The following is a 15,270-nucleotide window of genomic DNA, read 5'->3' on the forward strand; positions in this document are numbered from 1 at the left end:
ATGATTCAAAAGATATTAACCATCACCGGGATCCTTATTTTTACTTCCGCATTTACAACCTCCTCTGATCTACCTTCAAATTCAGACTCAAATATTGAAGCTCCTACCGTTCCGGAATTGCCTTCCGAAGAAATTGTAACTTTTTCTGAAAAGGTTGCAACAGTATATAATGAATTTACTGAAAACAATCTAAGTATGCCAGCTTTAAATGTTTTTGAAAGAGCCATGGCAGGTTACACCAAACTGGATGAAAAAGGTAAGGTAGGTAATCAACTCTTAACGGTTATTGATTTTGGTCTTTCTTCCACCACGAAAAGAATGTGGATCCTTGACATGACTAATAAAAATGTATTATTTCATACTTATGTTTCCCATGGAAAGAATACCGGGGGCGAGTATGCTACTAAATTTTCCAATACGGTTAATTCCCTGCAAAGTTCTCTTGGTTTCTATGTGACCGGAAAAACCTATTACGGTAAGAACGGGCTTTCCCTTTATCTGGACGGTCAGGAAAAAGGTTTTAATCACAACGCCAGAAAGCGATATGTAGTGGTACACGGTGCAGATTATGCCGAGCCATCTTTCATAGACAGGATTGGACGTTTAGGTAGAAGTTATGGTTGTCCAGCAGTTCCAAATACCATCGCTAAAGATCTTATTGAAAGTATAAAAGGGAAATCTGTAATTTTTATCCATAAAGAAGATAAAAATTATCTGGAAAATTCTCAGTTACTTAATTCTTAAGTAGCTGTAAAATTTCTTTGTCCTGGTTGTAAATATCTTCTGCAAATCTGGTTTCATTACCCTCACGCCAGGCCGTCCAATACAAATGATAAACCTTTACATCCTTGGTTATCTTTATGGTCGTGGTTCTGCCTGAATCCAGAATTTCCTGAATTTTTTCTGAAGTATATTTTTCCTGGTCGTTTAGTAAATATTCGGCGAGGTTTAATACTCCTTCAACTCTAACACAGCCTGAGCTCTGAGCCCTCGAATTTTTCTCAAAAAGCTTTTTAGATGGGGTGTCGTGCAGGTAAATAGAATACCTGTTAGGATAAATTATCTTGACTTTTCCTAATGGATTGGCTGGTCCTGCTTCCTGCCGGTAAGTATAATTCACCACTTCCCGGCTGTTCCAGTTTATTTCTGCAGGATTTAACCTCCTACCTCTTCCGTCAAAAACAGACATGTTTCTACTAGTGAGGTAAGAGCTATTCCTTTTGGCGGCCGGGATCACATCATTCTTTTTTATTGTAGGAGGAATGGTCCAGGTCGGGTTGTATACTATATGTTCAATTTTATCTGAAAAAACAGGTGTTTTCCGTGCTTCAGTTCCTACCATTACACGATTACTGCTAATTGTATCTTTGCCCTTAACCAGATGTAATCTATAATTAGGAATATTGATAATTATATAATGATCACCCAGTTCATGAGGATGCCATCTCCAACGCTCCAAGTTCACTAATATCTGTTCGTACCGCTCTTTGTAGGTCTTATTGAGTTCTGAAATGGTTCCACCACCTATTACAGCATCGGTTTCTATCCCGTGATGTTCCTGAAACTTTCTGATGGCTTCTTCCAAACTCTTATTGTATTCATGAGTTGAATTGGGCGGAATACTGTCTATAAAATTTAATTCTTTAAGCCGTAAAGCGACCATAGCCATTCTGGAACTGGTGTCGCCCGGTTTTATACTTTCTCCAGCCTGGACCTGCGTTGGATTTTCTTCAGTTTCCATTAAGCTCCGGTAGTCCTTAAGTGATTTTTGAAGGCCTTTGTAAACTATATGTTTTGGAGCCAGGTCTTCCAGCGTGGAGGAAATGCTGTTTTCTGAAATAGCTCTTTCGAAAAGCTGGAGCAAATCGGCATTATTACTTTCAATATCCCAAATGCTGTAGAGTTTTTTGGGAGCTAACTTACCCGAATTCAAATGCCTTCCGAAAGTAAAAAAAGCATCGGTGAGTACAAGTTCCAAAAGGTCTTTTTCCTCCTGATCAAGGTTGGCAAGATTAGACAAGGCCATTTCCAGGTAATCCCCATGGTAATCATTAAACCGGAGCCCGTGATTTGTTGCGTTCTCAATACTCCGAAAGAGATCTTCCCGTAATTCCCGGTTGTTCCAGATGGGGGCATATTCCCGCTGGGAATAAAAACTGTCTACCAGTCGTATGTTTTCGAGTTGAATTCCTGCATTAGCAGTCTCCTTTTGCCATTGCTGGATTTTCTCTTCCACATTTGTCGCTGAAGAAAGATTTTTAATCTCCTCAATATCTGGAGTATTTTTGGTTTCTATTCCGGGTTCTTTTTGATCATTTCCACAGGATGTCGCGAGAATTGATATAAGAGATAAATAAAGGGCAAATCTAATAATTTTCATGTAGGTTATTTTGGAGCGGTAAAAAAACGAAGCCAGGGAAAAGACCTCCCTAATTAGTCTGCTTTTACATCCTGGTAAGATTCATTTCGTTCAAATTGTATTTCAGCATAAGGGCAAAGCGGATCTATTTTTAACCCCTGTTCCCGAGCAAATTCCACAGCTCTTTTAAGCAGTTTCCCTGCTATACCCTGTCCTTCCAGTTCCTCATTAACCTCAGTATGGTCTATGGTGAGAATATCGTTTTCTTTATGGGTATAGGTGAGTTCAGCATAAACACCATCATTGTTTTCCAGGTAGAACATTCCCCGGGTTTGAGTTTCCTTATGTTTAATATCCATATTATTTCTTTAATATATCATCTACAATTCCGTAATCGATAGATTCTTCTGAATTCATCCAGTAATCGCGGTTGAAATCCTTCATTACTTTTTCTATAGGCTGACCACAGTTTTCTGAAAGAATGCGGGCACTCAGTTCTTTTATTTTTAGTATTTCGGCGGCCTGAATTTCTATATTGGAAGCCTGGCCCCGTGCTCCACCCATAGGTTGATGGATCATCACCTTGCCATGAGGTTGGATAAGTCTTCTTCCTTTGGTGCCACCAGATAAAAGAATGGATCCCATTGAAGCTGCCAGGCCGGAGCAAATGGTGGAAACGGGACTTCTAAGCCCTTGCATAGTATCATAGATCGCAAACCCATCGGTTACAAAACCTCCTGGGCTATTTATAAAAAACTGGATTTCCTTATCGCTTTCCATGTCCAGGTACAAGAGACGATCGATCACATGCTTAGCGGTCTTGTCGTTTACTTCTCCCCAAAGGAATACTTTTCGTTTCTCTAAAAATTTTGCATCTATTAGGTCCTGAATTTTTCCGGGTTTATCTTTCATAATATGGAATAGTGGTTTTAATTTATTAAGCTAAAAATAAGGCTATTTTGATAGAAAAACTTCTTTTTCCTGAGGCATTTAACAAGACTTTATACCTATATAAGGGAAACAAAAGCATAGCCTGCTGAAGGTGATTTGATAGGTTGTTGCTTTTGGCCCTTGAATCAAAGTTCAAACTTGATGTTTTTAGGCTTAGTAAATTCTGCAGAGGTTGAACAGAGAAGAGAAGGGGCTTCAATCGGGACAAGTTTCCCGTCCGATCGCATTATTTCATAAAAAAACCTCCACAAAAATTGTAGAGGTTTCTTAGAGCGGGAGACCGGGTTCGAACCGGCGACATTCAGCTTGGAAGGCTGACGCTCTACCAACTGAGCTACTCCCGCAATACGAATGCAAATATAATCTTAAAGGGAAATAAATTCCAAATAATTCTGAACTTTAGATTCATTATTTCTTAAAGAATAATTCCCGAATAGCCCCCGAAAAGCAGCTTCCATATATATAGCTTTGAAAATCAATATGTACCGAATTAAATTTATTTTTTTTGAACTTTTTTATAAAATGAGATTTCTAAGGCAAATAAAAAAAACCGGGATCTAATGAAGATTCCGGCTTTTGAATAATTATATTTTCTGAAAACTAGGCGTTCATCGAAATCAGGAATTCTTCATTGTTCCTGGTTTGTTTGAAACGCTGTTCAATAAATTCCATTGCTTCAATTGGATTCATATCAGCAAGATATTTGCGTAGTACCCACATACGCTGAATAGTGTTATCGTCCAATAATAAGTCGTCGCGACGTGTACTGGAAGAAGTAAGATCTATTGCCGGGAAGATTCTTCTGTTGGCAATCTTTCTGTCAAGTTGTAGTTCCATATTACCGGTTCCTTTGAATTCTTCAAAGATAACTTCATCCATTTTGGAACCTGTATCGGTAAGGGCCGTTGCAATAATGGATAGGGAACCACCATTTTCGATATTACGGGCAGCACCAAAGAAACGTTTTGGTTTGTGTAGGGCATTAGCATCTACACCACCACTAAGTACCTTACCACTGGCAGGTTGTACCGTGTTGTATGCCCGGGCAAGCCGGGTAATAGAATCCAGAAGTATCACTACGTCGTGGCCACATTCTACCAGGCGCTTGGCCTTTTCTAATACGATATTTGCAACACGAACGTGTTCGTGGGCTTCCTTATCAAAAGTTGAAGCAACTACTTCCCCGCGAACATTACGTTGCATGTCAGTAACCTCTTCAGGACGTTCATCGATAAGAAGAACGATTTGATATACTTCAGGATGGTTCGCAGCAATAGCATTGGCGATATCCTTAAGCAACATTGTTTTACCGGTTTTTGGCTGGGAAACTATCATTCCCCGCTGTCCTTTTCCTATAGGAGAGAAAAGGTCCATAATTCTTGTTGAAATAGAACTCTGCTTATCTGCAATATTGAATTTTTCCTTAGGGAAAAGTGGGGTTAAGTGTTCAAAAGAAACCCTGTCTCTCACTACCTGTGGATCCAAACCATTGATCTTGTTGATCTTGATTAAAGGAAAATATTTTTCTCCTTCTTTCGGTGGACGGATCTGACCTAAAACCGTATCTCCGGTTTTAAGACCAAATAATCTTATCTGGGATTGTGATACATAAATATCATCTGGAGAAGTAAGGTAGTTGTAGTCTGAAGACCTCAGGAATCCGTAGTTATCCTGCATGATATCCAGTACTCCCTCACTTTCTATTATCGCATCAAATTCATAATCGGGTTCGCGATAGCGATTGCGACTGTCACGGTTTCCTGCGTCCCGGTTATTGTCACGATTGTTATTGCTGTTATCGCGATTTCCATTGTCACGGCCCGAAGTATTTTTACTCCGGCTATCCTGCTTGTCTCTTTGATTTCCACGATTGTCATCCCTGGAGTCTTTAGAAGAACGCTTATCCGGTCTTTTGTTTTCTCTGGCCTGAGGTTTTTCTCTTTCTGGTCTCTCCGGCTGAGATTTAGTTCGTGGTTTTTCTTCTTTAGGGGAAGAGTCTTTTTGACTGTGTCGTGGTGGTTTTTTCTCGCTGCCTATTTTTCCGGGTTTTTTCTTCTGTGGTTTTTCTGAAGATTCAGAGCTTTTAGGGCGCTCCTCGGCCAAAACCTCCTTAGCAATTGCCGGGTTGGCAGCCTGGTGATCTAAGATTTGATAAACAAGATCTGATTTTTTAAGGCTTCTGAATTTAGGAACTTTCAATGACTTAGCGATTTCCTGAAGTTCAGGTAGCTTTTTAGCTTTTAATTCTGAAATTTCAAACATGAATAATTAAGAATAAAATTGTATTTGGGTTGATTAAAACTTCTCGTGGAAGAATCGAAAAAATTTGGAGACTTAAGTAACCTGTTTAGAACCGGTTACGATTTGTTTCTGCAATTATACGACTTTATTTTAATATTTAAAGTGGAATTTTCTAAAGAATCTATTATTTTTGTGGCGAATTGTAACCCCGATATGCTACAAAGAATACAGACTGTTTATTTGTTACTGGCTGCTATTATTAGCGGTGGATTGATTTTTTTATTTCCACTTTGGGAAAATTCAGAGGGTAACACCGTGTATGCTAACAATGAACTAATGGTTTTTATTATGTTCATTTCTTCGGCATTGCTTTCATTGGTGAGTATCTTTATGTTTAAAAACAGAAAGCTTCAGTTTGTGCTGGGGCGTTTAAATATACTTTTAAACTTTTTTTTACTAGGAGTGTTTGTTTATTGGTCGCTAAGCTTATCCGGAGAGGTGATAATCTCAAAGAAGGATATTGGGATGTTTCTTCCAATAATTTCTATCGTTTTTCTTGTTTTGGCCAATAAGGCCATTAAAAAGGACGAAGATCTCGTAAAATCTGTGGACCGATTACGATAAGCCTATCATCTTAGTAGTATTAGTGCGTGAAAACCCGGAACGAAAGTTTCGGGTTTTTTAGTTTTTGTAAGTATAGCGGAATCAATTTGGTATGTCTTTATGAACTCCTAAATGTTTGGAGTTGAGTATATTGATTCTCCCTCGTCATTACGAGCGGCGTAGGAGCGTGGTAACCTTTAGATCACAAGTGTTTCGTGAAATTATTAGAACAGATTGCTTCAGTCGTGGCTCTATCCCAATGACGCGAACCTTCTAAATGTATACTGCTTACTGGGACTGTCTACTTACTTTTTAACTCTATCACCTCTAAATCCTTGATTTCCGCAGCGTCAATTTTAAATCTAAGCATAGTGCGTTTTTTATGAAAGCCCTGTTTTCCGGCTGCGCCGGGATTCATGTGAAGCAGGTTTAGTTGTTTGTCGTTCATCACCTTTAGGATATGGGAGTGGCCACAGATAAAGAGTTTAGGTGGGTTTTTTCTAATTTCTTCTCTTATTGCCGGAGAATATCTGCCTGGATAACCACCTATATGGGTTATCCAAACATCTACTCCTTCGCACATAAAACGTTGGTGAAGCGGAAACTCTCTTCTTATTTCTGCTCCGTCAATATTTCCATATACGGCTTTTAGTGGTTTTATTTTCTGAAGCGCATCGGTAACAGCAAGGGTACCGATATCTCCGGCGTGCCAAATTTCATCGGCCAGTGCAGCATAGTGGAGGATTCTTTCGTCAATATAGGTATGGGTGTCACTTAAGAGCAGGATTTTTTTCAAAACTATTTTTTCTGGTTTAAACTTATTTAAATCCTCGGCTTGGGAGAATTTCAGCTTGTGATAATTGCCTTATCTTTGCAGTTCGAAAATATAGAAAAATAATTTCATTGGCTTGAGGTATTTTATAGAACTGGCATATTTTGGAAAGAGGTATCACGGCTGGCAAAACCAACCTGATGCAATTTCGGTACAGGAAAAAATTGAAATGGCCCTCGGTAAATTATTTCAAAAAACAATAGAAATAACCGGTGCTGGCAGGACTGATGCCGGAGTACATGCAAAGCAGATCTTTGCACACTTCGATATTTTGGAAGAAATAGATACGGAACAGCTTCAGTATAAACTCAACTCTATGCTTCCTAAAGATATTGCAGTAAATGATATTTTTAAAGTGGAACCCTTGGCTCACGCCCGGTTTGATGCATTAAGCCGAAGCTATGAATACCTTATAATTAATAAAAAGGATCCTTTTTTGATGGATCGTGCCTACTTCCTAAAGAAAAGTCTTGATGTAGATAAAATGAATCAGGCCGCAGAGATCTTAAAAACTTATACTAACTTTAAGTGTTTTTCGAAGTCGAGAACCGATGTAAAAACCTATAATTGCAAAATTGAGGAGGCCCGGTGGGAGTGGAATGGCGAAATCTTAAGATTCAGCATCACAGCCGACAGGTTTCTGCGCAATATGGTGCGGGCTATTGTGGGAAGTTTAATTGAAATTGGATTGGGGAAAACTTCGGTAGATAACTTGCACGAAATAATTAAAAGTGAAGACAGGAGTAAAGCCGGGACTTCGGTTCCTGCAAAGGCTCTTTACCTCACAAAGGTTACTTATTCAAAAATAGCAATAGAGTAAATGGCATCTAAATCTGGAAATGCATTCGATTTTAATTTGTTTAAGCGTCTGCTTAAATATACCAACCCTTATAAGATAACATTCTATTTTGTTGGAGTTGCCGCTGTTCTGCTATCCTTTTTTGCAGTACTCAGGCCATATTTGCTTCGTGTTACTATTGATGATGCTATTATGCCGGCTGAATATGAGAACCTGGTGTTCTATGTAGCTCTTATGGCCGGGATTCTTCTACTTGAAGTTATTTTTCAGTTTCTATTTATATACTATGCAAACTGGCTGGGGCAGGAGGTTGTTCGTGATTTGCGGGTCAATCTTTTCAGGCACATGCTTAAGTTTAAAATGGCCTACTACGATAAATCTGCCGTGGGAAGACTCGTTACCCGGGCGGTAAGCGATATTGAAACCATTGCCAGTATCTTTAGCCAGGGACTTTTTATGATCATCAGTGATATTCTTAAAATGCTGGTGGTTGTCGCATTTATGTTTTACCAAAGCTGGCAACTAACCTTACTGGTGCTTACTGTTTTGCCAATAATTATGTATGCTACCAGGGTGTTTCAACGTAAAATGAAGGTAGCTTTTGAAGAGGTGCGTACCGAGGTGGCGAATCTCAATACCTTTGTGCAGGAACGCATTACCGGAATGAAGATCGTACAGCTTTTTACCCGTGAAAAAGCCGAATATAAAAACTTTAAAGAAATTAATGATAAACACCGTAACGCCTGGGTGAAAACTGTATGGTATAACTCTATTTTCTTCCCAATTGCCGAAATGGCCACTTCTATTACCATTGGTCTTATTGTTTGGTTTGGAGGGCTAAGAGCAGTGGAAGGTGATGTAATTACTCTGGGAATTATCGTGGCTTTTATTGAGCTTTCCCAAATGCTTTTCAGGCCATTGCGTCAAATCGCCGACAAATTTAATACGCTTCAAATGGGGATGGTCGCTGCTAATCGTGTCTTCGGAATTTTAGATACCGAATCTTCCATTAAAGATGAGGGAAAAATAGAGGTGACAAATCTTAGTGGTGAAATCGAATTTAAGGATGTTCGCTTCAGCTATGTTGATGATGAAGAAGTGTTGAAAGGTATCTCCTTTAAAGCTAAACCCGGGGAAACCGTCGCGATTGTTGGTGCAACCGGTGCGGGGAAATCTACCATAATCAATCTGCTCAACAGGTTTTATGAAATAGACAGCGGAAAGATTCTGGTTGACGGAACTGATATCAGAGATATAAATCTGAAATCGCTTCGATCTCAAATTGCTGTAGTACTCCAGAGTGTATTTTTATTTGCAGATACCATTCTGCACAATATCACGCTTAATGATCCGGATATCTCCGAAGAAGATGTGGTGACCGCGGCAAAACAAATAGGGATTCACGAGTTTATTAATACATTGCCAGGTGGTTATCATTATAACGTAAAGGAAAGAGGAGCGATGCTTTCTTCCGGCCAGCGACAATTAATCTCCTTTCTGCGGGCATATATGAGCAATCCGAGTATCCTGGTATTGGATGAGGCTACGTCTTCGGTAGATACCTATAGCGAGCTGCTTATCCAGGAAGCTACCGATAAGATCACCCAGGGACGTACCTCAATCGTTATTGCACACAGGTTGGCAACCATTAAAAAAGCAGATAAGATTATCGTGATGGATGAAGGCAGAATCATGGAAATAGGCACGCATTCCGAACTGCTTAAAAAGGAAAAGGGCTATTATCGAAATCTTTATGAGGTGCAATTTATGGCTGAAGAACCCCTGGGTTAACTAAGGTCTTCTTTGATTTTCGCGGTAAGTTCTTTGGTGTTTTCAAACATCACGAATTCTCCGTCTTTGATGTAAGAGATCTGGCCGGTTTCTTCACTTACCACCAGGGCTAGAGCATCTGTTTTTTCGGTTATGCCTACGGCTGCCCGGTGTCTTAGACCAAAACGCAAAGGAATTGCCCTGTCATTGGATACCGGTAAAATAACACGCGTGGCGGTTATCCTGTTCTCTTCAATGATTATTGCACCATCATGCAAGGGAGAATTTTTGTAAAAAATTGATTCGATAATGGGTTGATTGAGCTCGATATACATATCGTCCCCGGAATTCTTTACAAAATCCAGATTGGTGCTCTTCTGAATTACCATTAAAGCCCCGGTATAAGTACGCCCCATGCTTTCACAGGCACTTACAATGGCATCGACATTGGTGGTGGTTTCGAGGTCATCCTTGATGAAACGTAAATTCCTAAAAAACTTTCCTTTTTGGGTGAAATTGGTGGAGCCTATCATTAAAAGAAATTTTCGGATCTCCTGTTGAAACACTACGATCAGAGCGAACATACCTAATCCAATAAACTCTCCGAGCACGCTGCTTAAAAGTTCCATCTGTAGCAATTGGGTAACCATTCCAAAAAGCAGAACGATTACGATCCCAATAAAGATGTTTACCGCTACAGTTCCCTTGATAAGCTTGTAAAGATAAAACAGCAGAAGTGCTACAAGAACGATATCTACAATATCAAGAATGCGCAGATTTAGAATATCCAAATTAAAGGGCTTTTGTGTAAAAATAGAAAATTAACGAGTATTAGCACACCTGGGAGTGTAATTTTACACATTCTACGGCTTCCTTTACATCGTGAACCCTTAAAACAGAAGCTCCGCGGTCCAAGGCCAGACTGTTAAGCACAGTGGTTCCGTTGAGGGCTTCCTTTGCGCTTATACCCAGACTTTTGTAAATCATTGACTTGCGGGAAATGCCCACCAGGAAAGGTAAATCAAGGTTTTTAAAGAGTTCCAGGTTTTTAAAGAGTTCAAAGTTCTGGGCGGTGGTTTTGGCAAAACCGAATCCGGGGTCGGTAATAATGTCATTTATCCCATGGCGGCGGGCAAGTTTAATTTTTTCTGAAAAATAATAAATGATATCCAGCGACAGATCTTTGTATTCGGTTAGGCCTTGCATGGTCTTTGGTGTTCCGCGCATATGCATCATGATATAAGGCACCTGGTGCTTAGCAACGATAGCCATCATATCTTCATCCAGGCTTCCTGCTGAAATATCATTGATAATAGCCGCACCTGCCTTAATGCTTTTGTCTGCAACTATTGCCCTAAAAGTATCTACTGAAATTATTACCTCCGGAAAATTTTTTGTCAACAAATCAATGGCTGGAAGTACCCGATTAAGTTCTTCTTCGGTGGAAACATCATCGGCGTTGGGACGACTGCTATATCCGCCAATATCCAGGAAAGTAGCACCCTCTTTCAACATTTTTTCTGCTTTCCTGAGAAGAACAGATTCTTCTGCAATTCTGCTTTCCGCATAAAAAGAATTAGGGGTGAGGTTAAGAATCCCCATAACCCTTGGCTTAGAGAGGTCTATGAGATTGCCTTTGCAATTTATTGTCATTGATAATTAGGTTTTTGGTGCTTTTAAAAATACCCTCTTTCAGGAGCCTTTAATAAAATTTTTGACTATCTGAATTATTTGTCGAAATTTACGCAAATTAGAATTTCTAAATGCAGCATACCTTAAAACAATACGACGCGGTGATCGATACCTGCCGCGCGTTGTTTGCCAACAAAATGAAGGATTACGGCAGTGCCTGGCGAATCCTGAGGCTCCCGTCTCTAACCGACCAGATTTTTATCAAAGCACAACGTATTCGCCAGCTTCAGGAGTCGGATATCAAGAAAGTAGATGAAGATGAGAAGTCTGAATTTATAGGTATCATCAATTATTCGGTGATGGCTTTGATTCAGCTGGAGAAAGGAGTGGCCACCCAACCCGATCTTGATGCAGAAACTGCGGTAGCGCTTTACGACGAAAAAATTGCCGAAACCCGGCAGCTTATGCTTAATAAGAATCACGATTACGGTGAGGCCTGGCGAGATATGCGTATTAGTTCTCTCACAGATCTTATTATTCAGAAGCTTCTTCGGGTAAAACAAATTGAAAATAACAAAGGCCAAACCCTCGTTAGCGAAGGCATTGATGCCAATTATCAGGATATGATCAATTATTCAGTTTTTGCGCTTATCTTGTTTGCAGAAGCCGGGGAGGAGTAAAGCAATTAAATAAAGTTTGATATGAAATTACTTGTTGGAATCGCCAGAGTACTGGTTGGAGTTTTATTTATTTTTTCAGGATTTATTAAACTCAACGACCCGGTAGGTTTTTCATTTAAACTTCAGGAATATTTTGGAGAGAATGTGCTCAATCTGGAGTTTCTAATTCCTTTTGCACTGGTAATCGCGATCATTCTGGTAGTTTTTGAACTGGTACTGGGAGTGATGCTACTTATTGGCTACCTGCCTAAATTCACGATGTGGAGTCTTTTGCTCATGATCCTCTTCTTTACTTTTTTAACCTTTTATTCGGCGTATTTCAATAAGGTTACCGATTGCGGATGTTTCGGAGATGCGATTCCACTTACCCCCTGGCAATCTTTCTTTAAAGATGTAATCCTGCTGTTGCTTATTATTTTTCTATTTGTGAAGATTAAATACCTTACTCCTGTGTTGGCACCGGTTTCACATAGATGGGTCATCTTTTTGTTTTTTATGCTGAGTTTTATGTTCGCCTATTATGTGCTAATGCATCTGCCCGTTTTCGATTTTAGGGCCTATAAAGTAGGTAACAATATCAAGGAACAGATGGTAGTGCCCGAGGATGCACCCAAGGCTGTTTTTGAGTATAATTGGAAATTTCTTCAGAATGGGGAAGAACTGGTAATTACCAATAGGGGTGAATATCCGCAGGTTGATGGAGAATTTATTGATGTGGAAACTCAACAGCTCAGGGAAGGTTATGTGCCACCAATTACTGATTTTCAGATAGAAGATGATGGAAAAGATATCACCGATGAGGTGCTTTCTGAAGAAAAAGTTTTGCTGATAGTCGCTTATGACCTTCGAAAGACCGAATTGTCTGGTTATAAGTCTGTTAAAGAACTTAGTGAAGAAGCCTTAAATAAAGGGTATCGCGTAGTTGGTCTTACCGCTTCGGGAGAAAATGAACGCAGCAATTTGATTGAAAGATACGAGCTTAACTTTGATTTTTACCAAACCGATGAAACTGCTCTCAAGGCTATAGTGCGCTCCAATCCTGGAATTCTTACCCTGGAACGTGGTACTATCACCCAAAAGAAGCATTGGTATGATGCTGGGGATATAAAATTATAAGTCAATCCTAATAATCATTAAAGAATTGGTAAAAACTCCTGTTTAAGGCAGGAGCATTACTCCTATGTGCAGGCTATTGGATATATTTGTGATATGCGGAAGTTTTATTTCCGAAGAAAATAAATGTAAAATATCCCTCTGCGGAAAAATAAAGAATTATGAGAAAGAATATAGTAGCCGGAAACTGGAAAATGAATAATGACCTGGCCGAAACCGAAGAACTTTTAGGCCATCTGAAAATGCAGCTGGTAAAAGAGCCTGAAGCTGAAGTTATGGTGGCTCCTGCCTTTACAAATTTATATACAGCTTTTAGAGTATTAAAGGATACGCCTGTGATCGTGGCTGCCCAGAATATGCACCAGGCAGAAAGCGGAGCCTTTACCGGGGAAGTTTCAGCAAAAATGCTAAAGAGTATTGGGGTTAATACCGTTATTCTTGGGCATAGCGAACGCAGGGCACATTTCCACGAAACAAACGAGATACTTGCAGATAAGGTGAACACTGCTATAGAACAAGAAATGCGGGTGATTTTCTGTTTTGGTGAAGAACTTGAAGATCGCAAAAACGGAAGTCATTTTGATCTTGTAGCCAAACAACTAAAAGAAAGCCTTTACCAGATTTCAGAAGAAAACTGGAAAAATATTGTATTGGCATATGAGCCGGTTTGGGCCATTGGAACCGGAGAAACTGCCAGTCCAGAGCAGGCCCAGGAAATGCATGCTTATATAAGAAAGAATATAGCTGAAGCTTTTAACGATGAGATCGCAGAGAATGTTTCTATCCTTTACGGAGGAAGTGTTAAGCCAGATAACGCTGCAGAAATCTTTGCTAAGAAAGATGTGGACGGCGGACTTATTGGAGGAGCCAGCCTAAAAGCGATCGATTTTCTTAAGATCGTAAATTCATTCTAAGATGGTGGGGAATTACTTCGAATTCAGGTTTAAAATAGAGCCGCTGCAGCCGGGTTCAGAGATTCTTGTGGCCGAATTGGGTTACCTGGGATTTGAAAGTTTTGTGGAAGAAGAAGATGGGGTCACCGCTTATATTCCCGTAGAGGAATATGAAGAAGACCTGCTTGCCCAGGTGCACATCCTGCAATCTGATGAGGTGGAGATCTCGTATTCGAAGAGTGAGATTGAAAAAGTGAACTGGAACGAAGAATGGGAAAAGAATTTCAGTCCTATCGTGGTAGATGATCGGTGTAGCATCCGGGCTACTTTCCATCCTTCGGCAGAAACGGAATATGAGATCGTGATTGACCCCAAAATGTCCTTCGGAACAGGTCATCACGCAACTACCCATTTGATGGTTCAGCATATCCTGAAGAATGACTTTACCGATAAGAATGTGCTGGATATGGGTTGTGGGACAGGGGTATTAGCGATTCTTGCCAGTTTGAAAGGCGCACATTTTGTAGATGCCATCGATATTGATAACTGGTGTTTCCAGAACAGTCTGGAAAATGTAGAGCGCAATAGCTGCGATAATGTAAGTGTGGAAGAAGGTGGTGCGGAATTACTGGAAGGTCGGAAATACCATATTATTCTGGCGAATATTAACAGGAATATCCTACTACGTGACCTTCCCGTATATGTTGAATCCCTGGAAGCAAAAGGAGAACTATATCTTAGTGGATTTTATGATGATGATATATCGGCTATCCGGAAAGCCTGCGAGGAGCTTGGCTTAAAATATGTTGAACATCTCGAAAGGAATAACTGGGTAGCGGTAAAGTTTTCTAAATGAGTTTTTTATTACCTTTGATGTCCTAAAATTTGATGATGATGAGTACTAAGGAAGAAGTTTTAGAAAAAGTTGTTAGAAAAACTAAAAAGAAGAAGCAAAACGAGATTGTTTTATATAACGATGATTATAATACTTTTGATCACGTTATAGAAACCCTTATTTATGCCTGTGATCACACCCCTGAACAAGCAGAACAGTGTTCTTTACTTGTTCATTACAAAGGGAAGTGTACCGTGAAAACGGGGGTTTATGAAGATCTCAAGCCGCGCTGCTCCAAATTGCTGGATGCCGGACTGAGCGCAGAGATAATTTAGTTTAAAAAAACTTCTGGTTTCTTTTTCAAAATTTAAAATAAACAATATATTTGCAGCCGCTTAACCAATTAGGAAAAGCAATATTAAATGGCCTTGTGGCGCAACTGAATAGCGCACCTGATTACGGCTCAGGAGGTTCCAGGTTTGAATCCTGGCAAGGTCACTCTTAAGATTAACAAATCTTATCAAAACCACGCAAATCTTAGGATTAGCGTGGTTTTTTAGGT

At 39.8% G+C, this 15,270-nt stretch carries 16 protein-coding genes and 2 tRNA genes; 10 read left to right on the forward strand and 8 right to left on the reverse strand.

The window, feature by feature from the left end; all coding sequences use genetic code 11:
• Entirely contained in the window at positions 1 to 744 is a 744-nt protein-coding gene (locus VIM94_RS10530) for a murein L,D-transpeptidase catalytic domain family protein (protein ID WP_332039257.1), read from the forward strand.
• Here the strand turns inward: VIM94_RS10530 and VIM94_RS10535 are convergent.
• The 5 genes from VIM94_RS10535 to rho form a co-directional block, all read right to left on the reverse strand.
• Positions 734 to 2,380 carry a L,D-transpeptidase family protein gene (locus VIM94_RS10535; protein ID WP_332039258.1) on the reverse strand — a complete coding sequence of 549 codons (1,647 nt, stop codon included), beginning with the start codon at positions 2,378 to 2,380 and terminating at the stop codon, positions 734 to 736. The genes VIM94_RS10530 and VIM94_RS10535 overlap by 11 nt on opposite strands.
• Positions 2,381 to 2,433: 53 nt before the next feature.
• Entirely contained in the window at positions 2,434 to 2,718 is a 285-nt protein-coding gene (locus VIM94_RS10540; protein ID WP_332039259.1) for a GNAT family N-acetyltransferase, read from the reverse strand.
• A 1-nt stretch (position 2,719) separates the two neighbouring features.
• Entirely contained in the window at positions 2,720 to 3,271 is a 552-nt protein-coding gene (locus VIM94_RS10545; protein ID WP_332039260.1) for an ATP-dependent Clp protease proteolytic subunit, read from the reverse strand.
• A gap of 310 nt (positions 3,272 to 3,581) precedes the next feature.
• Positions 3,582 to 3,654 (reverse strand) — tRNA-Gly (locus VIM94_RS10550).
• Positions 3,655 to 3,910: 256 nt separating this feature from the next.
• Positions 3,911 to 5,572, reverse strand: a complete 1,662-nt coding sequence (rho, locus tag VIM94_RS10555) for a transcription termination factor Rho (RefSeq protein WP_332039261.1) — start codon at positions 5,570 to 5,572, stop codon at positions 3,911 to 3,913.
• A gap of 192 nt (positions 5,573 to 5,764) precedes the next feature.
• Here rho and VIM94_RS10560 point away from each other — a divergent pair, with 192 nt between their 5' ends.
• Positions 5,765 to 6,175 (forward strand): DUF4293 domain-containing protein, encoded by a 411-nt coding sequence (locus tag VIM94_RS10560; protein ID WP_332039273.1) that lies wholly within the window; start codon positions 5,765 to 5,767, stop codon positions 6,173 to 6,175.
• 280 nt (positions 6,176 to 6,455) lie between these two features.
• On the opposite strand, the gene VIM94_RS10565 is transcribed toward VIM94_RS10560, so the two are convergent.
• Positions 6,456 to 6,950 (reverse strand): metallophosphoesterase family protein, encoded by a 495-nt coding sequence (locus VIM94_RS10565; protein WP_332039262.1) that lies wholly within the window; start codon positions 6,948 to 6,950, stop codon positions 6,456 to 6,458.
• 112 nt (positions 6,951 to 7,062) lie between these two features.
• On the opposite strand from VIM94_RS10565, the gene truA reads away from it, so the two are divergent.
• Positions 7,063 to 7,806 carry a tRNA pseudouridine(38-40) synthase TruA gene (gene truA, locus VIM94_RS10570; RefSeq protein WP_332039263.1) on the forward strand — a complete coding sequence of 248 codons (744 nt, stop codon included), beginning with the start codon at positions 7,063 to 7,065 and terminating at the stop codon, positions 7,804 to 7,806.
• The gene (locus VIM94_RS10575; RefSeq protein ID WP_332039264.1) at positions 7,807 to 9,576 is read left to right on the forward strand and encodes an ABC transporter ATP-binding protein; all 1,770 of its coding nucleotides are present in this window, start codon (positions 7,807 to 7,809) and stop codon (positions 9,574 to 9,576) included.
• Here VIM94_RS10575 and cdaA read toward each other — a convergent pair.
• Both cdaA and folP read right to left on the reverse strand, forming a co-directional pair.
• Complete coding sequence (cdaA, locus tag VIM94_RS10580; RefSeq protein ID WP_332039265.1) at positions 9,573 to 10,346, reverse strand: diadenylate cyclase CdaA; 774 nt, start codon at positions 10,344 to 10,346, stop codon at positions 9,573 to 9,575. The two genes, VIM94_RS10575 and cdaA, sit on opposite strands and share 4 nt — an antisense overlap.
• Before the next feature lie 40 nt (positions 10,347 to 10,386).
• Entirely contained in the window at positions 10,387 to 11,208 is an 822-nt protein-coding gene (gene folP / locus VIM94_RS10585; RefSeq protein ID WP_332039266.1) for a dihydropteroate synthase, read from the reverse strand.
• 110 nt (positions 11,209 to 11,318) lie between these two features.
• Between folP and VIM94_RS10590 the strand changes: the two genes are divergently transcribed.
• The 6 genes from VIM94_RS10590 (at position 11,319) to VIM94_RS10615 (ending at position 15,206) form a co-directional block, all read left to right on the forward strand.
• Positions 11,319 to 11,867, forward strand: a complete 549-nt coding sequence (locus VIM94_RS10590; RefSeq protein WP_332039267.1) for a DUF1599 domain-containing protein — start codon at positions 11,319 to 11,321, stop codon at positions 11,865 to 11,867.
• Positions 11,868 to 11,888: 21 nt separating this feature from the next.
• Entirely contained in the window at positions 11,889 to 12,983 is a 1,095-nt protein-coding gene (locus tag VIM94_RS10595; RefSeq protein WP_332039268.1) for a BT_3928 family protein, read from the forward strand.
• Positions 12,984 to 13,141: 158 nt separating this feature from the next.
• On the forward strand, positions 13,142 to 13,894 hold the full coding sequence (tpiA, locus tag VIM94_RS10600; RefSeq protein WP_332039270.1) for a triose-phosphate isomerase: 753 nt from the start codon (positions 13,142 to 13,144) through the stop codon (positions 13,892 to 13,894).
• Position 13,895: 1 nt separating this feature from the next.
• Complete coding sequence (gene prmA / locus VIM94_RS10605; protein ID WP_332039271.1) at positions 13,896 to 14,729, forward strand: 50S ribosomal protein L11 methyltransferase; 834 nt, start codon at positions 13,896 to 13,898, stop codon at positions 14,727 to 14,729.
• Between the two features lie 38 nt (positions 14,730 to 14,767).
• Positions 14,768 to 15,043, forward strand: a complete 276-nt coding sequence (locus VIM94_RS10610; protein ID WP_332039272.1) for an ATP-dependent Clp protease adaptor ClpS — start codon at positions 14,768 to 14,770, stop codon at positions 15,041 to 15,043.
• Between the two features lie 89 nt (positions 15,044 to 15,132).
• Positions 15,133 to 15,206, forward strand: a tRNA-Arg gene (locus tag VIM94_RS10615).
• The last annotated feature ends 64 nt before the right edge of the window (positions 15,207 to 15,270 follow it).

Origin of the sequence: Salegentibacter sp., from assembly GCF_036568425.1 — a bacterium.
In the GTDB taxonomy this organism is placed as follows: domain Bacteria; phylum Bacteroidota; class Bacteroidia; order Flavobacteriales; family Flavobacteriaceae; genus Salegentibacter.

What these genes read in the sequence shown, in the direction of transcription:
- VIM94_RS10530 (WP_332039257.1), top strand. Translation starts at nt 1, where the DNA reads ATGATTCAAAAGATATTAACCATCACCGGGATCCTTATTTTTACTTCC.
- VIM94_RS10535 (WP_332039258.1), bottom strand. Translation starts at nt 2,380, where the DNA reads ATGAAAATTATTAGATTTGCCCTTTATTTATCTCTTATATCAATTCTC.
- VIM94_RS10540 (WP_332039259.1), bottom strand. Translation starts at nt 2,718, where the DNA reads ATGGATATTAAACATAAGGAAACTCAAACCCGGGGAATGTTCTACCTG.
- VIM94_RS10545 (WP_332039260.1), bottom strand. Translation starts at nt 3,271, where the DNA reads ATGAAAGATAAACCCGGAAAAATTCAGGACCTAATAGATGCAAAATTT.
- rho (WP_332039261.1), bottom strand. Translation starts at nt 5,572, where the DNA reads ATGTTTGAAATTTCAGAATTAAAAGCTAAAAAGCTACCTGAACTTCAG.
- VIM94_RS10560 (WP_332039273.1), top strand. Translation starts at nt 5,765, where the DNA reads ATGCTACAAAGAATACAGACTGTTTATTTGTTACTGGCTGCTATTATT.
- VIM94_RS10575 (WP_332039264.1), top strand. Translation starts at nt 7,807, where the DNA reads ATGGCATCTAAATCTGGAAATGCATTCGATTTTAATTTGTTTAAGCGT.
- folP (WP_332039266.1), bottom strand. Translation starts at nt 11,208, where the DNA reads ATGACAATAAATTGCAAAGGCAATCTCATAGACCTCTCTAAGCCAAGG.
- VIM94_RS10590 (WP_332039267.1), top strand. Translation starts at nt 11,319, where the DNA reads ATGCAGCATACCTTAAAACAATACGACGCGGTGATCGATACCTGCCGC.
- VIM94_RS10595 (WP_332039268.1), top strand. Translation starts at nt 11,889, where the DNA reads ATGAAATTACTTGTTGGAATCGCCAGAGTACTGGTTGGAGTTTTATTT.
- tpiA (WP_332039270.1), top strand. Translation starts at nt 13,142, where the DNA reads ATGAGAAAGAATATAGTAGCCGGAAACTGGAAAATGAATAATGACCTG.
- prmA (WP_332039271.1), top strand. Translation starts at nt 13,896, where the DNA reads ATGGTGGGGAATTACTTCGAATTCAGGTTTAAAATAGAGCCGCTGCAG.
- VIM94_RS10610 (WP_332039272.1), top strand. Translation starts at nt 14,768, where the DNA reads ATGAGTACTAAGGAAGAAGTTTTAGAAAAAGTTGTTAGAAAAACTAAA.